The 21,574-nt window shown below is 46.0% G+C and carries 20 protein-coding genes, 1 pseudogene and 1 other annotated feature; of the genes and pseudogenes, 15 read left to right on the forward strand and 6 right to left on the reverse strand.

Translation table 11 applies throughout. From position 1 onward, the window contains the following. Positions 1 to 76 precede the first annotated feature (76 nt). Positions 77 to 203: a sequence feature (His leader region), on the forward strand. Between the two features lie 80 nt (positions 204 to 283). From hisG to hisIE, 8 genes are all read left to right on the forward strand, one after another. Next, positions 284 to 1,183, forward strand: coding sequence for an ATP phosphoribosyltransferase (gene hisG / locus VR7878_RS04035; protein ID WP_077333638.1), 900 nt, complete (start codon positions 284 to 286; stop codon positions 1,181 to 1,183). A gap of 5 nt (positions 1,184 to 1,188) precedes the next feature. Beyond that, a complete protein-coding gene (hisD, locus tag VR7878_RS04040) occupies positions 1,189 to 2,487 on the forward strand; it encodes a histidinol dehydrogenase (protein WP_077333639.1) in 1,299 nt (432 codons plus the stop codon). Beyond that, positions 2,487 to 3,527, forward strand: a complete 1,041-nt coding sequence (gene hisC / locus VR7878_RS04045) for a histidinol-phosphate transaminase (RefSeq protein WP_077333640.1) — start codon at positions 2,487 to 2,489, stop codon at positions 3,525 to 3,527. The genes hisD and hisC overlap by 1 nt, the downstream gene beginning before the upstream one ends. 64 nt (positions 3,528 to 3,591) lie before the next feature. Continuing rightward, positions 3,592 to 4,665, forward strand: coding sequence for a bifunctional histidinol-phosphatase/imidazoleglycerol-phosphate dehydratase HisB (gene hisB, locus VR7878_RS04050; protein ID WP_077333641.1), 1,074 nt, complete (start codon positions 3,592 to 3,594; stop codon positions 4,663 to 4,665). Continuing rightward, positions 4,665 to 5,276, forward strand: a complete 612-nt coding sequence (hisH, locus tag VR7878_RS04055) for an imidazole glycerol phosphate synthase subunit HisH (protein ID WP_077333642.1) — start codon at positions 4,665 to 4,667, stop codon at positions 5,274 to 5,276. Before hisB ends, hisH begins: the two co-directional genes overlap by 1 nt. Positions 5,277 to 5,298: 22 nt before the next feature. Further along, entirely contained in the window at positions 5,299 to 6,036 is a 738-nt protein-coding gene (gene hisA, locus VR7878_RS04060; RefSeq protein WP_077333643.1) for a 1-(5-phosphoribosyl)-5-[(5-phosphoribosylamino)methylideneamino]imidazole-4-carboxamide isomerase, read from the forward strand. Continuing rightward, complete coding sequence (gene hisF, locus VR7878_RS04065; protein WP_077333645.1) at positions 6,018 to 6,791, forward strand: imidazole glycerol phosphate synthase subunit HisF; 774 nt, start codon at positions 6,018 to 6,020, stop codon at positions 6,789 to 6,791. Before hisA ends, hisF begins: the two co-directional genes overlap by 19 nt. After that, the gene (hisIE, locus tag VR7878_RS04070; protein WP_077333646.1) at positions 6,788 to 7,420 is read left to right on the forward strand and encodes a bifunctional phosphoribosyl-AMP cyclohydrolase/phosphoribosyl-ATP diphosphatase HisIE; all 633 of its coding nucleotides are present in this window, start codon (positions 6,788 to 6,790) and stop codon (positions 7,418 to 7,420) included. Before hisF ends, hisIE begins: the two co-directional genes overlap by 4 nt. A 30-nt stretch (positions 7,421 to 7,450) precedes the next feature. Here the strand turns inward: hisIE and VR7878_RS04075 are convergent, their stop codons facing one another. Continuing rightward, on the reverse strand, positions 7,451 to 8,122 hold the full coding sequence (locus VR7878_RS04075) for a pseudouridine synthase (RefSeq protein ID WP_077333647.1): 672 nt from the start codon (positions 8,120 to 8,122) through the stop codon (positions 7,451 to 7,453). Positions 8,123 to 8,548: 426 nt separating this feature from the next. Between VR7878_RS04075 and VR7878_RS04080 the strand changes: the two genes are divergently transcribed. Then, positions 8,549 to 10,774 carry an NADP-dependent isocitrate dehydrogenase gene (locus VR7878_RS04080; protein WP_077333648.1) on the forward strand — a complete coding sequence of 742 codons (2,226 nt, stop codon included), beginning with the start codon at positions 8,549 to 8,551 and terminating at the stop codon, positions 10,772 to 10,774. Positions 10,775 to 10,889: 115 nt separating this feature from the next. Here the strand turns inward: VR7878_RS04080 and cspD are convergent, their stop codons facing one another. After that, a complete protein-coding gene (cspD, locus tag VR7878_RS04085) occupies positions 10,890 to 11,111 on the reverse strand; it encodes a cold shock domain-containing protein CspD (protein WP_021019029.1) in 222 nt (73 codons plus the stop codon). A gap of 449 nt (positions 11,112 to 11,560) precedes the next feature. Here cspD and clpS point away from each other — a divergent pair, with 449 nt between their 5' ends. Then, positions 11,561 to 11,881 (forward strand): ATP-dependent Clp protease adapter ClpS, encoded by a 321-nt coding sequence (gene clpS, locus VR7878_RS04090; protein ID WP_077333649.1) that lies wholly within the window; start codon positions 11,561 to 11,563, stop codon positions 11,879 to 11,881. Positions 11,882 to 11,921: 40 nt separating this feature from the next. Further along, positions 11,922 to 14,189, forward strand: coding sequence for an ATP-dependent Clp protease ATP-binding subunit ClpA (gene clpA, locus VR7878_RS04095; protein ID WP_077333650.1), 2,268 nt, complete (start codon positions 11,922 to 11,924; stop codon positions 14,187 to 14,189). Between the two features lie 71 nt (positions 14,190 to 14,260). On the opposite strand, the gene infA is transcribed toward clpA, so the two are convergent. From infA to aat, 3 genes are all read right to left on the reverse strand, one after another. Then, positions 14,261 to 14,479, reverse strand: a complete 219-nt coding sequence (gene infA, locus VR7878_RS04100) for a translation initiation factor IF-1 (RefSeq protein WP_001040192.1) — start codon at positions 14,477 to 14,479, stop codon at positions 14,261 to 14,263. A 79-nt stretch (positions 14,480 to 14,558) separates the two neighbouring features. Beyond that, positions 14,559 to 15,245, reverse strand: coding sequence for an arginyltransferase (locus VR7878_RS04105; protein ID WP_077333651.1), 687 nt, complete (start codon positions 15,243 to 15,245; stop codon positions 14,559 to 14,561). A 21-nt stretch (positions 15,246 to 15,266) separates the two neighbouring features. Then, a complete protein-coding gene (aat, locus tag VR7878_RS04110; protein ID WP_077333652.1) occupies positions 15,267 to 15,974 on the reverse strand; it encodes a leucyl/phenylalanyl-tRNA--protein transferase in 708 nt (235 codons plus the stop codon). Positions 15,975 to 16,002: 28 nt separating this feature from the next. On the opposite strand from aat, the gene VR7878_RS04115 reads away from it, so the two are divergent. Next, positions 16,003 to 16,458 carry an outer membrane lipoprotein gene (locus tag VR7878_RS04115; RefSeq protein WP_077333653.1) on the forward strand — a complete coding sequence of 152 codons (456 nt, stop codon included), beginning with the start codon at positions 16,003 to 16,005 and terminating at the stop codon, positions 16,456 to 16,458. A gap of 153 nt (positions 16,459 to 16,611) precedes the next feature. Then, positions 16,612 to 17,898, forward strand: coding sequence for a 3-phosphoshikimate 1-carboxyvinyltransferase (gene aroA / locus VR7878_RS04120; RefSeq protein ID WP_077333654.1), 1,287 nt, complete (start codon positions 16,612 to 16,614; stop codon positions 17,896 to 17,898). 87 nt (positions 17,899 to 17,985) lie between these two features. Here the strand turns inward: aroA and VR7878_RS04125 are convergent, their stop codons facing one another. Next, entirely contained in the window at positions 17,986 to 18,252 is a 267-nt protein-coding gene (locus tag VR7878_RS04125) for a YciN family protein (RefSeq protein ID WP_077333655.1), read from the reverse strand. A gap of 433 nt (positions 18,253 to 18,685) precedes the next feature. Between VR7878_RS04125 and topA the strand changes: the two genes are divergently transcribed. Further along, on the forward strand, positions 18,686 to 21,316 hold the full coding sequence (gene topA / locus VR7878_RS04130) for a type I DNA topoisomerase (protein ID WP_077333656.1): 2,631 nt from the start codon (positions 18,686 to 18,688) through the stop codon (positions 21,314 to 21,316). A 172-nt stretch (positions 21,317 to 21,488) separates the two neighbouring features. After that, a pseudogene (locus VR7878_RS04135) lies at positions 21,489 to 21,574 on the forward strand (IS200/IS605 family transposase); the annotation flags it as partial.

Below are 21,574 nucleotides of genomic sequence, written 5' to 3' on the forward strand. Positions count from 1 at the left end.
AAAACTTGATAGGCAAGTTAAAAATTTTTCCAAGTATGCGCGGTCTCATTATGAAAAACAGTTTTGTTGTAAACATTCATCACCATCATCATCCCTAAGTTATCTTTCGGGAGATGAGCGCATACCCGGGAGATAAAATTCTCCCGGAGGTGAAATGAAGATATTCAATGAACCCTCGGGAGTAATTCCGAGGGTTTTTTTATATGTTTTACATTATGAAACAGCAGATATTCAAAAAGTTGAATGGATACTAAATAGAACAATGGTTGACAAGGAATTATTTATGCAAGCACAACAACGCCTGAGAATTGCAGTCCAAAAGAAAGGCCGCCTGAGTAAGGAATGTATGGCGCTCCTGAAGCAGTGTGGTGTGAAGTTTAATGTGATGGGAGAGCGTTTGGTCGTCCACTCACTCAATATGCCGATTGATCTGTTGCTCGTTCGTGATGACGATATTCCGGGATTGATTATGGATGGGGTCGTGGATTTAGGGTTTGTCGGCGAAAACGTACTCGAAGAGGTTCGTTTGGATCGGCTGGCACTGAATGAACCGAATGAATTCGTTTCTTTAAGACGTCTGGAGTTCGGCGGCTGCCGTCTGTCGATTGCAATTGATAAAGATAAAAGTTACAACGGCCCGCAAGATTTGAATGGGATGAGAATCGCGACAACATATCCTCATCTGCTAAAAGCTTATATGGATCGTCAAGAGATCCCATTTACAACTTGTATGTTGACTGGCTCGGTTGAAGTCGCCCCCAGAGCAGGGCTGGCTGATGCAATCGCTGATTTAGTCTCAACCGGGGCAACACTCGAAGCCAATGGTCTGAAAGAAGTTGAAGTGATTTTTGAGTCAAAAGCGACATTGATTCAGCGACGTGGTGATTTTGCTGCAGATAAGGTTGCTTTGATCGATAAGCTACTGACTCGGATGCACGGTGTTCAGCAAGCGAAAGAGTCAAAATATATCATGTTGCATGCACCGGTCGATAAACTGGCAGAAATTAAACAATTACTGCCCGGAGCGGAAGACCCGACGGTATTGCCGCTGTCAGCTGATAAATCAAAAGTTGCGGTGCATTTGGTGAGTTCCGAGAATTTGTTCTGGGAAACAATGGAACATTTAAAAGCCTTGGGTGCCAGTTCGATTCTGGTTCTGCCGATTGAAAAAATGATGGAGTGATCATAATGAGAACGGTTGTATGGCAATCTTTAAACAAAGACCAACAAGCATCAGTTTTGGAGCGTCCGGCTATTATTGAAGGTGCAAATGTCACGGCAGCTGTCGCTGAGGTGATTGAGCAAGTTCGTCTCAACGGTGATCAGGCTCTCCGGACGCTGACAGAGAAATTTGATCGCGTGAGCCCTGAAAATATTCGGGTTTCGGCTGAGGAAATTCAAGCAGCTTCGGCACGTCTGTCCGAAGAGATGAAGCAGGCACTGGATCAGGCTTACGCAAATATTACCAAATTTCATAAAGCACAGATCTCCCAACCGATTCAGGTTGAGACAATGCCTGGTGTTGTCTGTGAACAAATAACACGTCCTATTAATACTGTCGGTTTATATATCCCGGGCGGGAGTGCGCCGCTTCCTTCAACGGTTTTGATGTTAGGCGTGCCGGCTCGAATTGCGGGTTGCCGGAAAGTCGTTTTGTGTTCTCCGCCACCGATTGCCGACGAAATTCTCTATGTCGCCAAACTGTGTCAGATTGATGAAGTTTATAATGTCGGAGGCGGGCAGGCGATTGCAGCGATGGCTTATGGCACAGAATCTGTTGCCAAAGTCGATAAAATTTTTGGGCCGGGCAATGCTTATGTGACGGAAGCCAAACGTCAGGTGAGTAATGATTTTCGCGGTGCTGCGATTGACATGCCGGCAGGGCCTTCGGAAGTGATGGTCATTGCTGATGAAACAGCCGACCCGGACTTTATTGCCGCAGATTTACTCAGTCAGGCCGAGCATGGCCCTGATTCTCAAGTGGTGCTTGTGACACCATCACCGATTATTGCTGATCAGGTCACCGATGCGGTGAAATCTCAACTCAGTGTGCTTTCCCGCGCTGCAACGGCTCAAAAAGCGTTGGCATCCAGTCTGGTGATCATTTCTGAGTCGATGACGCAGGCTGTTTCGATTTCTAATATCTATGGTCCGGAGCATCTGATCGTTCAGACCAAGAACCCACGGGAACTGTTGCCCTTACTCGACAATGCCGGCTCAATCTTTTTAGGCCGCTGGTCACCGGAGTCTGCCGGTGATTACGCATCCGGAACCAATCATGTTTTACCCACTTATGGTTATACCAAAACCTATTCCAGTCTTGGGTTGGCTGATTTTAGTAAGCGCATGACCGTTCAGGAACTTTCCGACGATGGGTTGCGTCAGCTGGCTCCGACAGTGGTAACGATGGCAGAAGCCGAAGGATTGGATGCACACAAACGTGCCGTGACTATTCGCATTGAAAAATTAAATCGGGCGGAATCATAATGGAAAAACTGGCCAGACAACAGGTTCAAAAATTAACCCCTTATCTCTCCGCCCGACGTATCGGCGGCAGTGGTGATGTGTGGCTCAATGCCAACGAATCACCTTTTGATAATACCTATCAACTGAATTTGTCCGGATTGAATCGTTATCCTTCCTGTCAGCCGGAAGGGATGCTCTCTGCTTATGCCGCTTATGCCGGTGTTCAACCGGAGCAAGTTTTGACAACGCGGGGAGCAGATGAAGGCATTGAGCTGATCATTCGTGCTTTTTGTGAGCCGAATGAAGACGCGATTCTTTACTGCCCGCCAACATACGGCATGTATGCTATCAGTGCTGAGACGATTGGAGTAGCCAGAAAAGTGGTGCCGCTGACATCCGACTGGCAACTGGATTTGCCAGCTATCGAAGCCAATTTAGATGGCGTCAAAGTGGTGTTTGTGTGTAGTCCGAATAATCCGACGGGTAATTTAGTCGCTCGGGAAGACATTGTGGCACTGCTGGAGCTGACCAAAGACCGCGCCATTGTCGTGATGGATGAAGCTTATATCGATTTTTGCCCACAGGCTTCGACGGTTGATCTGTTGGAACAGTACGAGCATCTGGCTATTTTGCGCACGTTGTCGAAGGCATTCGCGTTAGCGGGCTTACGTTGCGGATATACACTGGCCAATGCCGAATTAATTCAAGTATTACTCAAAGTCATTGCCCCTTATCCTGTTCCTTATCCGGTTTCTGAAATTGCTCAGCAAGCGCTGTCAGAAAGTGGTTTGGCGCGGATGAAATATCAGGCCTTGGAAATTAATACCAATCGCGCATATCTTCAGGCCGGGCTCTCTGCTATTCCCGGGGTGACGGTATTCGATGGCTGGGGAAATTATCTGTTGGTTGAGTTTCCTGATGGTGATGCATTATTCCAGGCTGCATGGGATAACGGGATGATTTTACGCAATTCACCGATTGAAAACTGTGTCCGGATTAGTGCCGGTAACCGGGAAGAGTGTGAAAAAACCTTAGCGTTTATTCGCCGCTTTTATCAGTAATGGATCGACCAGTAACAGATGGAACAAGAATGGACCGTTTGACCGATAATAAAAGGATGTCTCTGTGAGCAAACAACAAAAGATTTTATTTATTGACCGGGATGGCACGTTAATCGTTGAACCACCGATTGATTTTCAGGTGGATCGCCTCGATAAACTCAAGCTTGAACCAGATGTCATTCCCAGTCTCTTGTCACTCCAGAATGCCGGATATCGTTTGGTGATGGTGACCAACCAAGATGGCCTCGGAACAGAGAGTTACCCCCAAGCTGATTTCGATGCCCCGCACCAAATGATGATGGATATTTTTACCTCACAAGGGGTGATATTCGATGATGTACTGATCTGTCCGCATTTTGAAGCGGATAATTGTAGCTGTCGTAAGCCTAAACTTGGTTTGGTCAAACCGTATTTACAGGAAGGACGGGTGGATTTTCAGCGTTCCGCAGTGATTGGTGACCGAGCCACCGATTTGCAGCTCGCTGAAAATATGGCAATTCGCGGTATTCAATACAATCCACAGACAATGGGATGGAAGGCGATTGTTAAACAGCTGACTACAGCGCCAAGAACGGCAGAAGTGGTTCGTCGGACTAAAGAAACGGATATCGCCATTACCGTTAATCTCGATGAAGCGGGTAACAATCAAATCGCAACCGGGCTCGGGTTCTTCGATCATATGCTCGATCAGATTGCTACCCATGGTGGATTCAGTCTCTCGGCTCAGGTTCAAGGCGATCTGCATATTGACGACCATCATACGGTGGAAGATACCGCGTTAGCTTTAGGGCAGGCGCTCAAAGAAGCGTTAGGGGACAAACGCGGGATTGGTCGTTTTGGTTTTTCACTGCCAATGGATGAGTGTTTGGCACAGTGTGCTCTGGATCTGTCCGGTCGGCCCTATTTCAAATTCGATGCCCAATTCTCTCGCGAGCAAGTCGGTGACTTTTCAACGGAAATGACTTACCACTTTTTCCGCTCGCTGACCGATACTTTGGCTTGTACGCTGCATCTCTCTTCTGCGGGTGACAATGACCACCATATTATTGAGAGCCTGTTTAAAGTATTTGGCCGGACACTGCGTCAGGCGATCAAAGTTGAAGGGAATGAATTACCCAGTAGTAAAGGAGTGTTGTAATGACGAAGGACAAAGTTGTCATTATTGATACCGGGTGCGCCAATGTGTCATCCGTACGGTTTGCTGTCGAACGACTCGGCTATTCGGTGACGATTTCCAAGCAACCGGAAGTGGTGCTAGCCGCAGATAAACTGTTTTTGCCCGGTGTCGGGACAGCGAAAGAAGCGATGAAAAATCTCAAAGAACGAGATTTGATTACGTTAGTGAAACAGATTGAGCAACCGGTGTTAGGTATCTGTCTGGGAATGCAATTGCTTGGCAAATTCTCTGAAGAGAAAGTCATGGATGGCAGTGATACGGTCGAATGTCTCGGTCTCTGTGACGGTATCGTGAAACGGATGGATAGCGGTGCGTTACCGCTGCCACATATGGGGTGGAATACCGTGAATGCAACCGATAATCCATTATTTAAAGGCATTGAAAGCGGACATTATTTCTATTTTGTACACAGCTATGCGATGCCGGTCGGGGATTACACCATTGCCGAGTGTGATTATGGCCAGCCGTTCAGTGCCGCCATTCAAAGTGGTAATTATTACGGGGTTCAGTTCCACCCGGAGCGTTCCAGTAAAGCCGGTGCGAAATTGATTCAGAACTTCTTAGAACTCTGAGCAGCAGACAAGGGATATTGTTGTGATTATACCTGCATTAGATTTAATTGATGGTCAGGTTGTCCGCCTGTTTCAAGGGGATTACGGACAAGTGACTGAGTATAAAGTTGACCCGGTTGAGCAGTTCAATCGTTACCATCAGGCTGGTGCTGACTGGTTGCATCTGGTCGATTTGACCGGCGCGAAAGATACAGCAGCCCGCCAGTTAGACTTGATCGCCCGATTATTGGCGGGAACGCCTGCCAATATTCAAATCGGAGGCGGGGTTCGTGCCGAGCAAGATGTTGTCGATCTGCTTCAGGCCGGGGCGCAACGGGTGGTGGTCGGGTCTACTGCTGTCAAGCAGCCTGAAATGGTCAAGACATGGATGACAACCTACGGCCCGGAAAAAATTGTACTGGCGCTGGATATTAATATTGACGCTAACGGGCAACGCCGGGTGGCAATCTCTGGGTGGCAGGAAGATTCCGGAGCCACGATTGAATCCTTAATTGAAGATTATCTGACCGTCGGCTTGAAACATGTATTGTGTACCGATATTTCACGCGATGGCACATTGAGTGGTTCGAATGTCGATCTGTACATTGACCTTTGTCGTCAATATCCGCAAATTGCATTTCAGTCTTCCGGGGGCATTGGCTCTCTGGATGATATTCAAGCGCTAAAAGGTTCTGGGGTGGCAGGTGTGATTGTTGGCCGGGCACTATTGGATGGTAAGTTTACCGCAGAGGAGGCATTTGCATGTTGGCAAAGCGAATAATCCCATGTCTTGATGTCAGAGATGGTCAGGTGGTCAAGGGCGTACAGTTTCGTAATCACGAGATTATCGGTGATATCGTGCCTCTGGCACAGCGCTATGCTGAAGAAGGTGCCGATGAGCTGGTCTTTTATGATATTACCGCATCCAGTGATGGCCGCGTGGTGGATAAAAGCTGGGTTCAGCGGGTGTCTGAAGTGATCGATATACCGTTTTGTGTTGCAGGAGGGATTCGAACCGCTGAAGATGCAGCCCGTATTCTGGAATTCGGTGCAGATAAGGTGTCGATCAATTCGCCTGCTTTAGCCGATCCACAGTTGATTACTTCCCTTGCGGATCGATTTGGCGTGCAGTGTATTGTGGTCGGAATCGACTCCTATTTTGATCAGCAGACCGGTCAATATCAGGTGTATCAGTTTACCGGTGATGAGCACCGCACCAAAGCAACCCAATGGCAGACGCAAGATTGGGTACAGGAAGTTCAGCGACGCGGTGCCGGTGAAATTGTCTTGAATATGATGAATCAGGATGGGGTGCGTCAGGGATATGATATTCAGCAGCTCAACATGGTGCGTGAAGTCTGTGATATTCCCTTGATTGCTTCCGGTGGTGCGGGCGAAATGGTGCACTTTGCCGAAGCATTTTTACAGGCCAATGTTGACGGTGCATTAGCTGCATCAGTATTCCATAAGCGGATCATTGATATTGCCGAACTCAAACAGTATTTAAAATCAGAAGGGATCGAGGTGAGATTATGAGTGGTAGCGAAACACTGGCATTCCTTTCAGAGCGGATTGACTGGGAGAAAGTCGAGGGGTTGGTTCCTGCGATCATACAGGATTTTCAGTCAGGTCAGGTGTTGATGATGGGGTATATGAATGACTCTGCACTGGAAAAAACCGTATTGACTGAACAGGTCACGTTTTTTTCGCGGACGAAACAGCGCTTATGGACCAAAGGAGAAACCTCCGGCAATGTGTTACAGCTGAAAAATATTGCACTGGATTGTGACAATGACACGTTGCTGGTTAAAGTCGATCCGGTCGGGCCGACCTGCCACACCGGGACAACCAGTTGTTGGGATGCCGATCAGCAAGAAGAATCACAAATGGTGTGGCTTCACCAGTTGGAGCAACTTTTGGGTGAGCGCAAACAAGCCGATCCCGAATCTTCCTACACTGCCAGTCTGTACGCCCGTGGCACCAAGCGTATTTCGCAAAAAGTGGGCGAAGAAGGCGTTGAAGTCGCGCTTGCAGCGACGTCGGGCGATAAGGCGGAACTAGTTTGCGAGTCTGCCGATTTGGTCTATCACCTGTTGGTGTTGCTACAAGATCAGGGTTTATCGATGAACGATGTTATCAATAAACTCAAAGAGCGTCATCGATAGCCGAATTTGGTTATCAACGGAATCAGCGCCTTAAGAAGCGCTGATTTCTTGCCACTCACCGGGTTGCAACGATCCTAATGTCATCTCTCCAATCGAATAACGAATCAGACGCAGTGTCGGGTAGCCAATATGTGCTGTCATCCGTCGAATCTGACGGTTGCGTCCTTCAATAATCGTGATCGATAGCCAGGTGGTCGGAATCGCTGCCCGAAACCGAACCGGTGGTGTGCGTGGCCATATCTGAGGCTCAGACATGATTTCAACGATTGCGGGAAGCGTCGGGCCATCTTTCAGTGTTACGCCACGTCTGAGTTGTTCCAGATCTGATTCTTCAGGCGCTCCCTCAACCTGTACCCAATAAGTTTTGGGAGATTTGGACTTCGGTTGTGTCAGCTTAGCCTGTAACTGACCATCATTGGTCAGAACCATCAAACCTTCACTGTCTCGATCCAAGCGACCGGCAGCATAAATATCTTTGATCGGAATAAAATCAGCCAGCGTCTGGCGACCCTCACCGTCAGTAAACTGGCTCAGTGTGTCATAAGGCTTATTGAACAAAATGACTTTCCGGGTTTCGGGTGTCTGCTGCGGTCGTGATTTTCTCTGTCCGGAATGATTTGCCCGCTGAGAAAATTTTGCGTTTTTTGACTGCTGACGAGTGGAGCGACGCAACGATGAGGAGTTGCGTGACGGGAAAGACATGTTAACTTCCTTGCAAATTTGTAAATGAACTGTATTTCTGAGTTTTCACAATGTTGAGTTTAAGCTATTATTTGCGCGCTCTGATACGATTATGAAGTGTGGATAATAGACTATTTCTTCAGTTTCGTTTAATTATACTCAATCAGCCTGTCATTCGATAGGCCGTAATATACCCGGATTGCTTTTGGTACGATGACGCTCAGCAAGTCGTACAGAGTGAATAAAAATTACCACACGATGATCCGAAGTCGTTTGGGTATGGCAATCATCCACTCACGAATCCGTATCGGATATTTGCGAAGATCTTCCGATACGGCTGGGTGGTTCATTAAGAGTGGCCTGAACAATCACTCAGGACATCTCAGATATTCACATAACTAACTGCCACAATCACATGGGGTTGTTAAGAACAGATAGGGAAAGTTCATGCCTACAGACAAACCTACCATTATTTATACGATTACGGACGAAGCACCCGCTCTTGCAACTTATTCTTTATTGCCCATTATCAAATCTTTTACCGCATCGTCAGGAATTAAGGTTGAAACCCGGGATATTTCACTGGCCGGGCGTATTATCGCTAATTTCCCTGAATGCCTGACAGAAGAACAGCGTATCGGTGATGCTTTAAGTGAGCTGGGTGATTTGGCTCAAACACCGGAAGCCAACATCATCAAGTTACCTAACATTTCAGCGTCGGTTCCTCAGTTGAGAGCTGCAATTAAAGAATTACAGGAAAAAGGGTATAACCTGCCGGATTATCCTGCAGAACCAAGTAATGATGCTGAAGCTGCGGTAAAAGCGACATACGATAAGATCAAAGGCAGTGCAGTGAACCCTGTGTTGCGCGAAGGAAACTCTGACCGCCGGGCGCCTTTGTCTGTGAAGAACTATGCGAAGAAAAATCCACACTCAATGGGGGCATGGTCAGCCGATTCGAAATCACATGTAGCATCCATGGAAGCGCAGGATTTCTTTGGGACTGAAAAATCGCTGACGATTCAGGGTGACACTGAAGTTTCCATTGAATTTGTGGGTAAAAATGGTCAGACCAAGGTTTTGAAAAAACCATTTGCGTTACTCGATAAAGAGATTATCGATACCTCGATCATGAGTCAAAAAGCTTTGAATGCATTTTTTGAGCAGGAAATCGAAGACGCAAAAGCGCAAGATGTTCTGTTTTCTCTGCATATGAAAGCCACGATGATGAAAGTCTCTGACCCCGTCATTTTTGGTGAAGCAGTCAAGGTCTTCTATAAAGACGTGTTTGCTAAATACGGTGAGTTGTTTGAGCAGTTAGGTGTTGATGTCAGCAACGGTTTTGGCGATGTTTACGCGAAAATTCAATCATTGCCGGCCGAGCAGAAAGCAGAAATTGAAGCCAGTATTCAGGCTGTTTACCAGAGCCGCCCTGAACTGGCGATGGTTGACTCTGACCGCGGTATCACCAACTTGCATGTGCCGAGTGATGTGATTGTCGATGCGTCGATGCCTGCCATGATTCGTGCATCCGGACAGATGTGGGGACCTGACGGCCAGCAGAAAGATACCAAAGCTGTGATTCCGGATCGCTGTTATGCCGGTGTTTATCAGACTGTGATTGACTTTTGTAAAGAACACGGTGCGTTTGACCCTTCCACAATGGGCAGTGTACCAAACGTTGGTCTGATGGCTCAGAAAGCGGAAGAATACGGTTCACATGATAAGACATTTGTCATCGATGATGACGGTGTTGTGCGCGTGGTTGACCGTGACGGTCATACATTGTTGGAGCAAACCGTTGAAGTCGGTGATATCTTCCGGATGTGTCAGGCTAAAGATGCACCGATCCAAGATTGGGTCAAACTGGCAGTGACTCGTGCTCGTTTATCCCAGACACCAGCAATTTTCTGGTTGGATCCAGAGCGTGCTCATGATGCTGAGTTGATTAAGAAAGTTGAGCAATATTTACCGGAACATGATACCTCCGGACTGGATATTAAAATCATGTCGCCAGTAGAGGCGACTCAATACACGCTCGCACGGATGAAAGACGGTCAGGATACCATTTCTGTGACTGGTAATGTGCTGCGTGATTATCTGACGGATCTATTCCCGATTTTAGAATTGGGCACTTCGGCAAAAATGCTGTCTATCGTACCGTTGATGAATGGCGGTGGCCTGTTTGAAACAGGTGCCGGCGGCTCAGCACCGAAACACGTCCAGCAAGTGCAGAAAGAGAATCACCTGCGTTGGGATTCATTGGGCGAATTCTTGGCATTGGCGGCATCGTTAGAACATCTTAGCGTGACGATGAACAACAAGAAAGCTCAGGTTCTTGCTAATGCGTTGGATAAAGCAACCGGTGTATTCTTGGATGAAAACAAGTCACCTTCACGTAAAGTGGGTGAACTGGATAACCGGGGCAGTCACTATTATCTGGCGAAATATTGGGCTGAGGCACTGGCAGCACAGACTGATGATGCTGATCTTGCTGCTGAATTTGCACCGATTGCACAACAGTTGTCGGCTGAAGAAGAGAAAATTGTTGCTGAGCTGAGTCAGGTTCAGGGTGTTGCCGGAGATTTGGGCGGATACTATTTACCTGATTTCTCTAAGGCTGTACAGGTGATGCGTCCGAGCCAAACATTGAACGCCATCATTGGACAGTAAACGCGTTGTCGGTCAATATTCTCGATTGACCGACACGTATAAATAATGAAACCCGCCGTTGGCGGGTTTATTGCAACCATGTATAGACATGTTTGGCAGCGACAATGACTATTTTTTACTTGGCTTGTTGAGCCTCGATTGGTACAACGGCGCTAGCGTGGAAGCCTTTTGGTCCTTGTTCAATCTCATATGACACATGTTGACCTGCTTTTAAGGTACGATATCCATCCATCTGGATCGTGGAGTAGTGAGCAAAAATGTCGCCTTCTCCTTCTTCAGAGCAGATAAAACCAAATCCTTTGGCGTTATTGAACCATTTTACTTTACCGGTAGCCATGCTTTACATCCCTCATGCATTTTGTTACTGATGTTGTCGACAAGAAAACGTTACTGTTTTTTACAATTTTGTTTTCACTGCTGTGAGCTTTAATTCAGCGCTGCTGCCAAATTAACCAGTCACTAATTGTCCAATTTAAACAATCAGAGGTGACAGTCAATAGAAAAAGTGTGTAAACATCGACATCTTTGCAACAAATTGCGTTATTGTTTACATTTCTATAACTACAATAAGCAGACATCAGTCGTGAAAAAGTAGTCGCATCGATTTCGTGATTCGAATTAGCAATCTTTTATTTGCAGCGATACAATTGGTGCATTAGTCTCTAAGTATGAGATGTTTTCGCTTCGGCGCCCGGAACTTCATATCAGTTGGCTAACAAACATAGTTCTATTGCTAGAAGCCTAAATAATTAATCTAAATGGAAAACTCTCTGATTCACAACCGTTATGAGTAAAAATTTTGAATGGGTGGCTCCAGACTCAGAATTACTGGAGAAGGAAAAGACAGCAGTGCAGCCCCCATCTATGTATAACGTGATTTTGATGAATGACGATTATACACCGATGGATTTCGTGATTGAGATACTGGAGCGATTTTTCGCGATGGATATTGATCAAGCGACTCAAGTGATGCTGAAAGTGCATTACGAAGGGAAGGCGATTTGTGGGACGTATACTGCTGAGGTGGCTGAGATGAAAGTGACACAAGTGTCACTCTATTCGAAGAAACATGAACACCCATTGCTTTGTATCATGGAGCGAGCTTAGTACTTGCCGAACAACAAGGTTGTTCCTTAAGGGGGTCCCAATGCTTAACAAAGAACTAGAATCTAGTTTGAACAATGCTTTTGCCCGAGCCCGGGATAAAAGACATGAGTATATGACTGTCGAGCATCTATTGCTTGCATTGTTAGAGAATGGAGCAGCGAAAGAAGCGTTAATTGCTTGTCGAGCGGATCTGGATGCTTTGCGTTCAGAGTTGGATGTGTTTATCGACAAAACGACACCCCTAATCCCGGAAAGTGACGAAACGCGGGAAACTCAGCCAACACTGAGCTTTCAGCGTGTATTACAACGCGCGGTATTTCATGTTCAGTCTTCCGGACGAAATGAAGTGACCGGTGCGAATGTTCTGGTTGCAATTTTTAGTGAACAAGAGTCTCAAGCCGCTTATCTGTTGAAAAAACATGATATTAGCCGCTTGGATATCGTCAACTACATTTCTCACGGTATTACCAAAACCTCAGGCTCCAGTGATGAGTCTGCCCCTGATTCTTTCGGTGCTGACAGCGCGGAAGATACGCCGTCTGAAGAGCGTCTGGAAAATTTTGCCAGCAACCTGAATCAGTTAGCGAAAAATGGTCAGATTGATCCATTGATTGGCCGAGACTATGAACTGGAGCGGACTGTCCAGGTTCTATGCCGTCGCCGTAAAAATAATCCGCTGCTGGTTGGTGAAGCCGGTGTCGGTAAAACTGCCATTGCTGAAGGGCTTGCCTGGCGAATCGTCGAAGGACAAGTGCCGGAAATTATCAAAGACAGTGTGATCTATTCACTTGATATCGGTTCTTTGTTGGCAGGAACAAAATATCGTGGTGATTTTGAGAAACGCTTTAAAAATATCCTCAAACAACTGGAAAAAGAAAAAGACGCGATTCTGTTCATTGATGAGATTCATACCATCATTGGCGCCGGGGCTGCTTCGGGCGGACAGGTTGATGCCGCGAATCTGATTAAGCCGCTCCTGAGTAGTGGTAAGTTACGGTGTATCGGTTCTACGACTTATCAGGAATACAGTAATATATTCGAAAAAGAGCGTGCGCTTTCTCGCCGTTTCCAAAAAATCGATATTGCAGAACCATCTTTGGATGACACCACGAAGATTTTGATGGGACTGAAAGCGAAATATGAAGCTCACCATGAAGTGCGTTATACCAATAAAGCGCTTCGGGCTGCGGTTGAGTTATCCGCGAAATATATCAATGAACGGCACTTGCCTGATAAAGCAATTGATGTGATTGATGAAGCGGGTGCGAGAGCGCGTTTGGTGCCTGCAAGTCGCCGTAAGAAAACGGTTGGTGTTTCGGATATCGAAACCATGGTCGCGAAGATGGCTCGAATTCCTGAGAAATCACTGTCTTCTTCTGACAAAGATGTATTACAAAGCCTTGATCAGAAAATGAAGATGTTGGTCTTCGGACAGGATAATGCGATTGATGCACTGAGCGAAGCAATCAAATTATCGCGGGCCGGACTGGGAGCGGAAAATAAACCCGTCGGTTCATTCTTGTTTGCCGGTCCGACAGGGGTCGGTAAAACGGAAGTGACCATTCAGCTATCGAAATTGCTGGGGATTGAATTGCTGCGGTTTGATATGTCTGAATATGGTGAACGTCATTCTGTCAGCCGTCTTATCGGGGCACCTCCGGGTTATGTCGGATACGATCAAGGTGGGTTATTGACTGATGCAGTGATTAAACATCCTCATGCGGTCGTATTGCTTGATGAGATTGAGAAAGCGCATCCGGATATTTTCAATCTGTTACTACAAGTGATGGATAATGGGACACTGACGGATAACAATGGGCGTAAAGCGGACTTCCGTAATATTATCATGGTGATGACCACTAATGCTGGTGTCGCTGAAACGGTGAAAAAATCAATTGGTCTGATTCAGCAGGATCACAGTCATGATGCCATGTCTGAGATTAAGAAGGTCTTCAGTCCGGAATTTAGAAACCGTTTAGATAATATTATCTGGTTCAATGCGCTGGATGAGCGTGTCATTCATCAGGTTGTCGATAAATTCGTGGTTGAATTGCAAGCCCAACTGGATGCTCGCGGAGTGTCGCTGGAAGTTTCTGAAGAAGCAAGACACTGGCTGGCACAGAAAGGTTACGATAAAGAGATGGGTGCACGTCCGATGAGTCGAGTTATTCAGGAGAAACTGAAAAAACCACTGGCAAACGAATTATTGTTTGGTGCTTTAGTGGATGGCGGTACAGTGAAGGTATCTCTGAAAGACGATGAACCTGCATTCGAGTATATCGGAGCAAAAGAAGCCGCAGTTCATTAATGATTGCTGAACTGGTGTGATAAAAAACGGAGCATTTTTGCTCCGTTTTTTTTGGCAGACTGCTTGAGGGATTAACGGGCGCGGAAGACGATACGGCCTTTAGATAAGTCGTAAGGCGTCATTTCAACCGTGACTTTGTCTCCGGTAAGAATACGAATGTAGTTCTTACGCATTTTTCCTGAAATATGTGCAGTAACGACGTGACCGTTTTCCAGTTCAACACGGAACATTGTGTTAGGTAATGTATCAAGGACTGTTCCTTGCATCTCAATTACGTCTTCTTTAGCCATTTAATCCTCTTCAAAATGTGGCGAAAAATCCGGCATGTATTTTGCCGTCATCTCTGAAAATAGTAAAGTTGCGCGTATTCTACCCTTGCCAACGTTGATTTACTAGCCTTTGATGCGGTTGAAAGCGTGTTTTATAATTCATGGCCGGACATTCATCGATCTGATAACCCAGATATAGCCAAACTTTTTGCTGCTGGTGGCAATATTGAGCCTGCAATAGGACAGCGAGCGTTCCCAGCGAAAGCTTCTCATCGGGGTCATAAAATGTATAGAAAGCGCTTGCGCTTTGGGGTAACAGGTCAGTGACAGCTACCGCAACGAGTTGTTCTGCTTTATAAATATGCAGGTAGACTGTTTTAAGCCAACTACAGGAAGAAAACTGGGCAAAGTCTTCCCGGTTAGGCGGATACATACTGCCATGACGATGACGTTGGTTAATATAGCGTTTGTAAAGAGGATACCAGTCAGGATCCAGACTTTCTTTGACTTCCCAGCGAAACTGATTTGACTTATTTAACAGGCGCTTTTGACTTCTGCTGAGATGAAGCGCTGTGATCGACACCCGAATTGCCTGACAAAGCTGACAGTTGTCACAATGCGGTTTATAGATGGTATCACCACTTCTTCTGAATCCATTCGCGAGTAACATTTCATATTGAGCGGGGGTATGGAGATCGCCATCCATGGCAATTGCGACACGCTCCTGTCGCTCTGGTAAATAGCTGCATGGATGGTTATGGCTTAATCCAATTCGTATATTTTGCATAAAATTTGATCAATCTGCTTATCAGTTTAATGATATCCATTGTGGATAATAACAGTTGGGATCTATCTCTTTATATTTAAGTTTGGATAATGTTTTCATAAATTGATCGCGTTCAAGCGTTTCAGCACCCAAAGATGCCAAATGAGGATTCATGACCTGGCAATCGATCAGTTGTCCGCCGTGTTGAGCAAAGTGCTGACAAAAGGCCCATAATCCGATTTTTGAGGCATTGGTTTTTAAACTGAACATGGATTCACCACAGAAAATCTGTCCGACTTGAATCCCATATAAACCACCAACGATTTCTGAATCCTGCCAAACTTCAATCGAGTGACAATAGCCTAAGCGAGATAACCGTTGGTAAGCCGCTTTCATTTCAGGTGTCAGCCATGTTTCTGATGGTGGGCGAGTATCAGCACATAAATTTATGATTTTATCAGTACACTGATTCATACTGATGGCATAGCTCGCTTTTCTCTGAAATTTACGGAGACTTTTAGCGGGTTTAAATGTCTTAGGTGAGATAATCGCTCTTGGTGACGGGCTCCACCACAGAATCGGCTCTCCGGGACTATACCAGGGAAAAATGCCAGAACGGTATGCGGCAAGAAGCCGATCCGGATGGAGATCCCCGCCAAAGGCAAGTAACCCGTTTGGTTCGTCCAGGGCTTGATCGAGTGGTGGGAATGAATATTCATCCTTGGCCAGTTCTGGGAGATAGATTGTCATATCAATTCAGTTTGTCGGAGATCTGTTTATGCGCTTGTTAATTCTGATCTTATTGGTTTTTCCTCTGATTGCAAATGCTGCTTATGAAAGAAATGTTGCGCGTCCGGTTGATAAAGTTGTTTTTGGTCAGGTCGAGTCTGTCCGCTATTTTTCCCAGACCGAAGTAGTACATGCCCGTGCCAATGGTTGGGAAACCTTCATCGGTGCAGTTGCCGGCGGTATTATCGGCCATCAATTTGGTGATGGACATGGTCAGTCACTGGCGACGGTTGTCGGCTCGATTGCCGGTGGGAGTATTGCCCGGCAGCATGCGACCCGCGCTTATCAGAGAGAAGATAAGGCGGTTGAATTATTGATCAAAGTTGAAGGTGAGCAGTATATCGATGTGATTCAGGAAGTTGATCCCAACATGATTTTTACCCGGGATGATCGGGTTCGTATTCTTTACTTCCATGATGGTGTTCGCGTCGATAAAGTCTATTAGTCTCAGAAAATCGATGCTAAAGAGGTCGTTTTTATGACGAATTGATGTTTTTGATACTAGTTTTCACTCAGGAATTTCGATAGTCTCACAGTACGAAAAATTTTCACTGCTCATCAAAATGAACACGAGTGGTGCAAGGAAAACAATCTTTAAATGGAAAGCCTTACATTACAACCGATCAAAAGTATTCAGGGTGAAGTCAATTTACCCGGTTCAAAGAGTGTATCCAACCGAGCGTTACTTTTAGCCGCCTTCGCTAAGGGAACGACACGTCTGACCAACTTGTTAGATAGTGATGATATTCGCCATATGCTGAATGCATTGAAAGCTCTGGGCGTATCTTATCGTCTTTCTGACGATAAAACGGTTTGTGAAGTCGATGGATTAGGGCACGCTTTCCAATCTGACAATGATGTGCTGGAGCTGTTTCTCGGCAATGCCGGTACAGCAATGCGTCCTTTAGCTGCGGCGTTGTGTCTGGGTAGCGGTACTTATACGCTGACCGGTGAGCCACGCATGAAAGAACGGCCGATTGGTCATTTGGTGGATGCCTTGCGTCAGGCTGGTGCGGATATTCAGTATCTGGAAAATGAAAACTTTCCGCCACTTCGGATTCGTGGTACGGGTTTAAAAGGCGGTACCGTTCGCATTGATGGCTCAATTTCCAGCCAGTTTTTGACAGCATTTCTGATGTCAGCACCGTTGGCTGACCATGAAACACGGATTGAGATTGTCGGCGAATTAGTATCGAAACCTTATATCGATATTACGCTGCATATTATGGCGACATTTGGTGTCTCCGTTACCAATAATGATTATCGGGAATTTATCATTCAGGGTGGGCAGTCCTATATATCACCCGGTGATTTTCTGGTTGAAGGCGATGCTTCTTCGGCCTCTTATTTCCTTGCCGCCGCTGCGATTCAGGGTGGTTCGGTGAAAGTCACAGGGATTGGTAAAAACAGTATTCAGGGAGATATTCACTTTGCGGATGCGCTGGAAAAAATGGGCACTAAAATTGAGTGGGGCGATGACTATATCTGTGCTCACCGCGGTACGTTAAAAGCCATCGATATGGATTTCAATCATATTCCTGATGCGGCAATGACGATTGCAACGACAGCGCTGTTTGCCGAAGGAACAACAGCAATCCGTAATGTGTATAACTGGCGGGTGAAAGAAACTGATCGTCTGACCGCAATGGCAACGGAGCTCCGCAAAGTCGGTGCTCAGGTTGAAGAAGGCGAGGACTATATCATTATTACCCCGCCGGCTGTTTTACAACATGCGGCAATTGATACCTATGATGACCATCGTATGGCGATGTGTTTTTCACTGGTTGCTTTGAGCGAGACCCCCGTAACCATTAACGACCCGGGTTGTACATCGAAGACGTTTCCTGATTATTTTGAGCGTTTGCAAGGTTTAAGTCATTCATAATGACAAAACCAGCAGCGATGTCAGCAGGTGTACCCGCAATAGCCGCTTACTTGATGTAGGCGGCATAAATTGACGATATTCATGCTTCTATCGTGTTTCGCTGGTTTCATCCTGAAGCGTAAATTCTTTCGACAATTGGTGAGCTAGATATTTGAACATGTTAAATACGGCGGTTGTTTTTGCCGTCGGTAAACCTTGCTCATCAAGGAAATAGTTGCCTTTAAATACCAGAACGCCGTCTTTTTCTTCAACTGAGTCAGCACGCATTCCTTCAATGTAATGTTCATGTTCCTGAATCAATTGATTGGCAATCATGAGCAGATCTGCAGTGGAAATGGCTTTTTTATCGTTCATTTGTCCCTCCTTTCATCCGAGTTGGCTCATTTTATACTGAAATGACTCTGATATGCAGTTTTTGCGAGAAAGTGCTCACTGAGAAGCCAGAATAATGGCGGTTATCATGGCTTATTCTGTGACTTATCCCATAGAACGGTGGATTTTTTTCGAGAGATGTCGAGAGTCCATTTAGTATACGCAGGCAGTTAAAGATGGCCGTTTGAGAATGGGTTCTATTATAGAAGACGGTATCCTGAGCGAGATTACCTGAGTGTGTATCTGAGTTTTAGACTAAGCTAAAATTCAATTCGGACAATTGTCGAGCAATTAAGTATCAATTTGCAAAAACAGGTTGATCTTCTGGTTATCTCGCTCGATAGTAAAAAGAAGTCTAATTTTGAGTGTAATTGCGGCCAAGTTCGCATTTGGATTAAGGACATTTGAGTCAATTATGGGTAAATCACTGGTTATAGTGGAGTCTCCAGCCAAAGCTAAAACGATTAATAAATATCTTGGCCGAGACTATATTGTGAAGTCTAGTGTCGGTCATGTCCGAGATCTTCCTACCTCTGGTCAAGCAAGTTCAACCAAAAAATCAACACCTGTTTCAACGAAACATTTAAGTGCAGAAGAGAAAGAACGTTTAAAAAAAGAGAAAGAACGCAATGCGCTGATTAAAAAAATGGGTGTTGATCCTTACCATGGTTGGGAAGCAAATTATCAGATACTTCCGGGCAAGGAAAAAGTCGTTTCTGAACTTCAGAAGTTAGCTAAAGATGCTGACTGCGTTTACCTCGCAACGGATTTGGACCGTGAGGGGGAAGCGATCGCATGGCATCTGCGCGAGATTATCGGTGGAGAAGAGGACCGCTACAAACGCGTTGTCTTTAATGAAATCACCAAAAATGCAATCCAACAGGCTTTCCACGAGCCTGGTGAACTGAATATGGATGGCGTGAATGCTCAGCAAGCACGTCGTTTTATGGATCGTGTTGTGGGATTCATGGTTTCTCCGCTGCTGTGGAAGAAAGTTGCCCGTGGTCTGTCGGCTGGTCGGGTTCAGTCTGTTGCGGTCAAGCTACTGGTTGAGAAAGAGCGAGAAATTAAGGCGTTTGTACCGGAAGAGTTTTGGGATATTCACGCCGATACCCAAACTCCGGATGGCAATGCTCTGCGACTGCTTGTTGCACAGAAAGACGGTGTGGCATTTAAGCCACTGAATGAGCAGGATGCCAAAGCTGCGGTGAGTGTGCTTGAATCGGCACAATATGAGGTGTGTAAGCGGGAAGACCGCCCCACATCGAGTAAACCGTCTGCGCCATTTATTACCTCGACATTGCAACAAGCCGCAAGTACGCGTTTGGGATATGGTGTAAAGAAAACCATGATGCTCGCGCAACGTTTGTATGAAGCCGGATATATCACTTATATGCGGACGGATTCAACCAATTTGAGTGCTGAAGCAGTCGATGCTGTCCGGGGTTATGTGCAGACCAATTTCGGCGCAGCCTATCTACCCGACAGCCCGAATGTGTATGGCAGCAAAGCGGGGGCACAAGAGGCTCATGAAGCGATTCGGCCTTCGGATGTCAATGTTCTGGCTGATGCGCTGGAAGGGATGGATGCAGATGCGCATAAACTGTACACCTTAATCTGGAATCAGTTTGTTGCCTGTCAAATGACACCTGCCCGCTATGACTCAACCACAATTAGTGTCAAAGCTGCTGAATACACGCTGAAAGCGAAAGGGCGTATTCTGAAATTTGATGGCTGGACTCGTGTTCAGAAACCATTGGGCAAGAATGAAGATCAAATTTTGCCGGGTGTACAAATTGGTGAAAGGTTGTCTTTAGATGCGTTGGATCCAAAGCAACACTTTACGAAACCGCCGGCGAGATATACCGAAGCCGCACTGGTAAAAGAGCTTGAGAAGCGAGGGATTGGCCGACCATCAACTTATGCGTCGATTATCTCCACGATTCAGGATCGTGGCTACGCAAAAATTGAGCAACGACGCTTTTACGCAGAAAAAATGGGTGAGATTGTTACGGATCGTTTAGATGATAGTTTTAATGATCTGATGAACTATGATTTTACCGCCCGCATGGAAGAGAAGCTGGACCAGATTGCTGAAGGAAATGCGAAATGGAAAGGTGTTCTTGATAACTTTTTCAGTGATTTTTCCGTCTCCCTTGAGCAGGCTGAACAACAGGAAGAAGACGGCGGCATGAAGCCGAATCATATTGTTCTGACCAATATTGAGTGTCCGACCTGCTCCCGGCCTATGGGAATTCGTACGGCTTCGACCGGAGTATTCCTTGGCTGTTCCGGGTATGCTTTACCACCAAAAGAGCGTTGTAAGACGACAATTAATTTGGGGGATGAGGACGGCGTCATTAATGTCCTTGAAGAGGATGTTGAAACGGCTGCCTTGCGGGCGAAAAAACGGTGTCCGATTTGTGAAACCGCCATGGATGCTTATCTGATCGATGATAAGCGCAAGTTACATGTTTGTGGTAACAATCCGAATTGTGACGGGTATATCGTCGAACATGGTGAGTTTAAGGTCAAAGGATACGACGGGCCTGTTGTTGAATGTGACAAATGTGGTTCAGATATGGTGCTGAAAAACGGTCGTTTCGGTAAATATATGGGATGCACCAATGAGTCATGTAAAAATACCCGGAAAATTCTGAAAAACGGTGAAATAGCGCCACCCAAGGAAGAGCCGGTGCATTTCCCTGAATTACCGTGTGAGAAGTCGGACGCTTACTTTGTTTTACGTGATGGTGCATCCGGACTATTTATGGCTGCCAGTAACTTCCCGAAATCAAGAGAAACCCGGGCACCGTTAGTTGAAGAATTTGCGCGTTTTGAAGAACGAATTCCCGACAAGTTTAAATATTTGGCTTCTGCGCCGGCTCATGACCCCGATGGCATACCCGCTGTGATTCGGTTTAGCCGTAAATCGAAAGAGCATTATGTGCGTACCGAAGTTGATGGCAAACCGACCGGTTGGACGGTTCTTTATGTCGATGGTCAATGGCAGATCACAGATAAGAGAAAAAAAGTGAAATCATAATGAACTAAGGCAGCGATTCGCTGCCTTTTTGTATAGAGAAAACCCCCAGCTAGGCTGGGGGTTCCGTAAAGCTTACAGCTATAAGTCAGTTATATAACCCCTTTCAATTTGATAAAAACGTCTTGTGGTCTGGCAACTACAAGAGTTAATTAAGAATTGAAAGGGGGTCCCAATGGGGGACGAAAAGAGCTTAGCGCACACGCGCTGGAACTGTAAATACCACATAGTCTTTGCACCGAAATATAGAAGGCAAGTGTT

It is taken from the genome of Vibrio ruber DSM 16370 (assembly GCF_900163965.1).
In the GTDB taxonomy this organism is placed as follows: Bacteria; Pseudomonadota; Gammaproteobacteria; order Enterobacterales; family Vibrionaceae; genus Vibrio; species Vibrio ruber.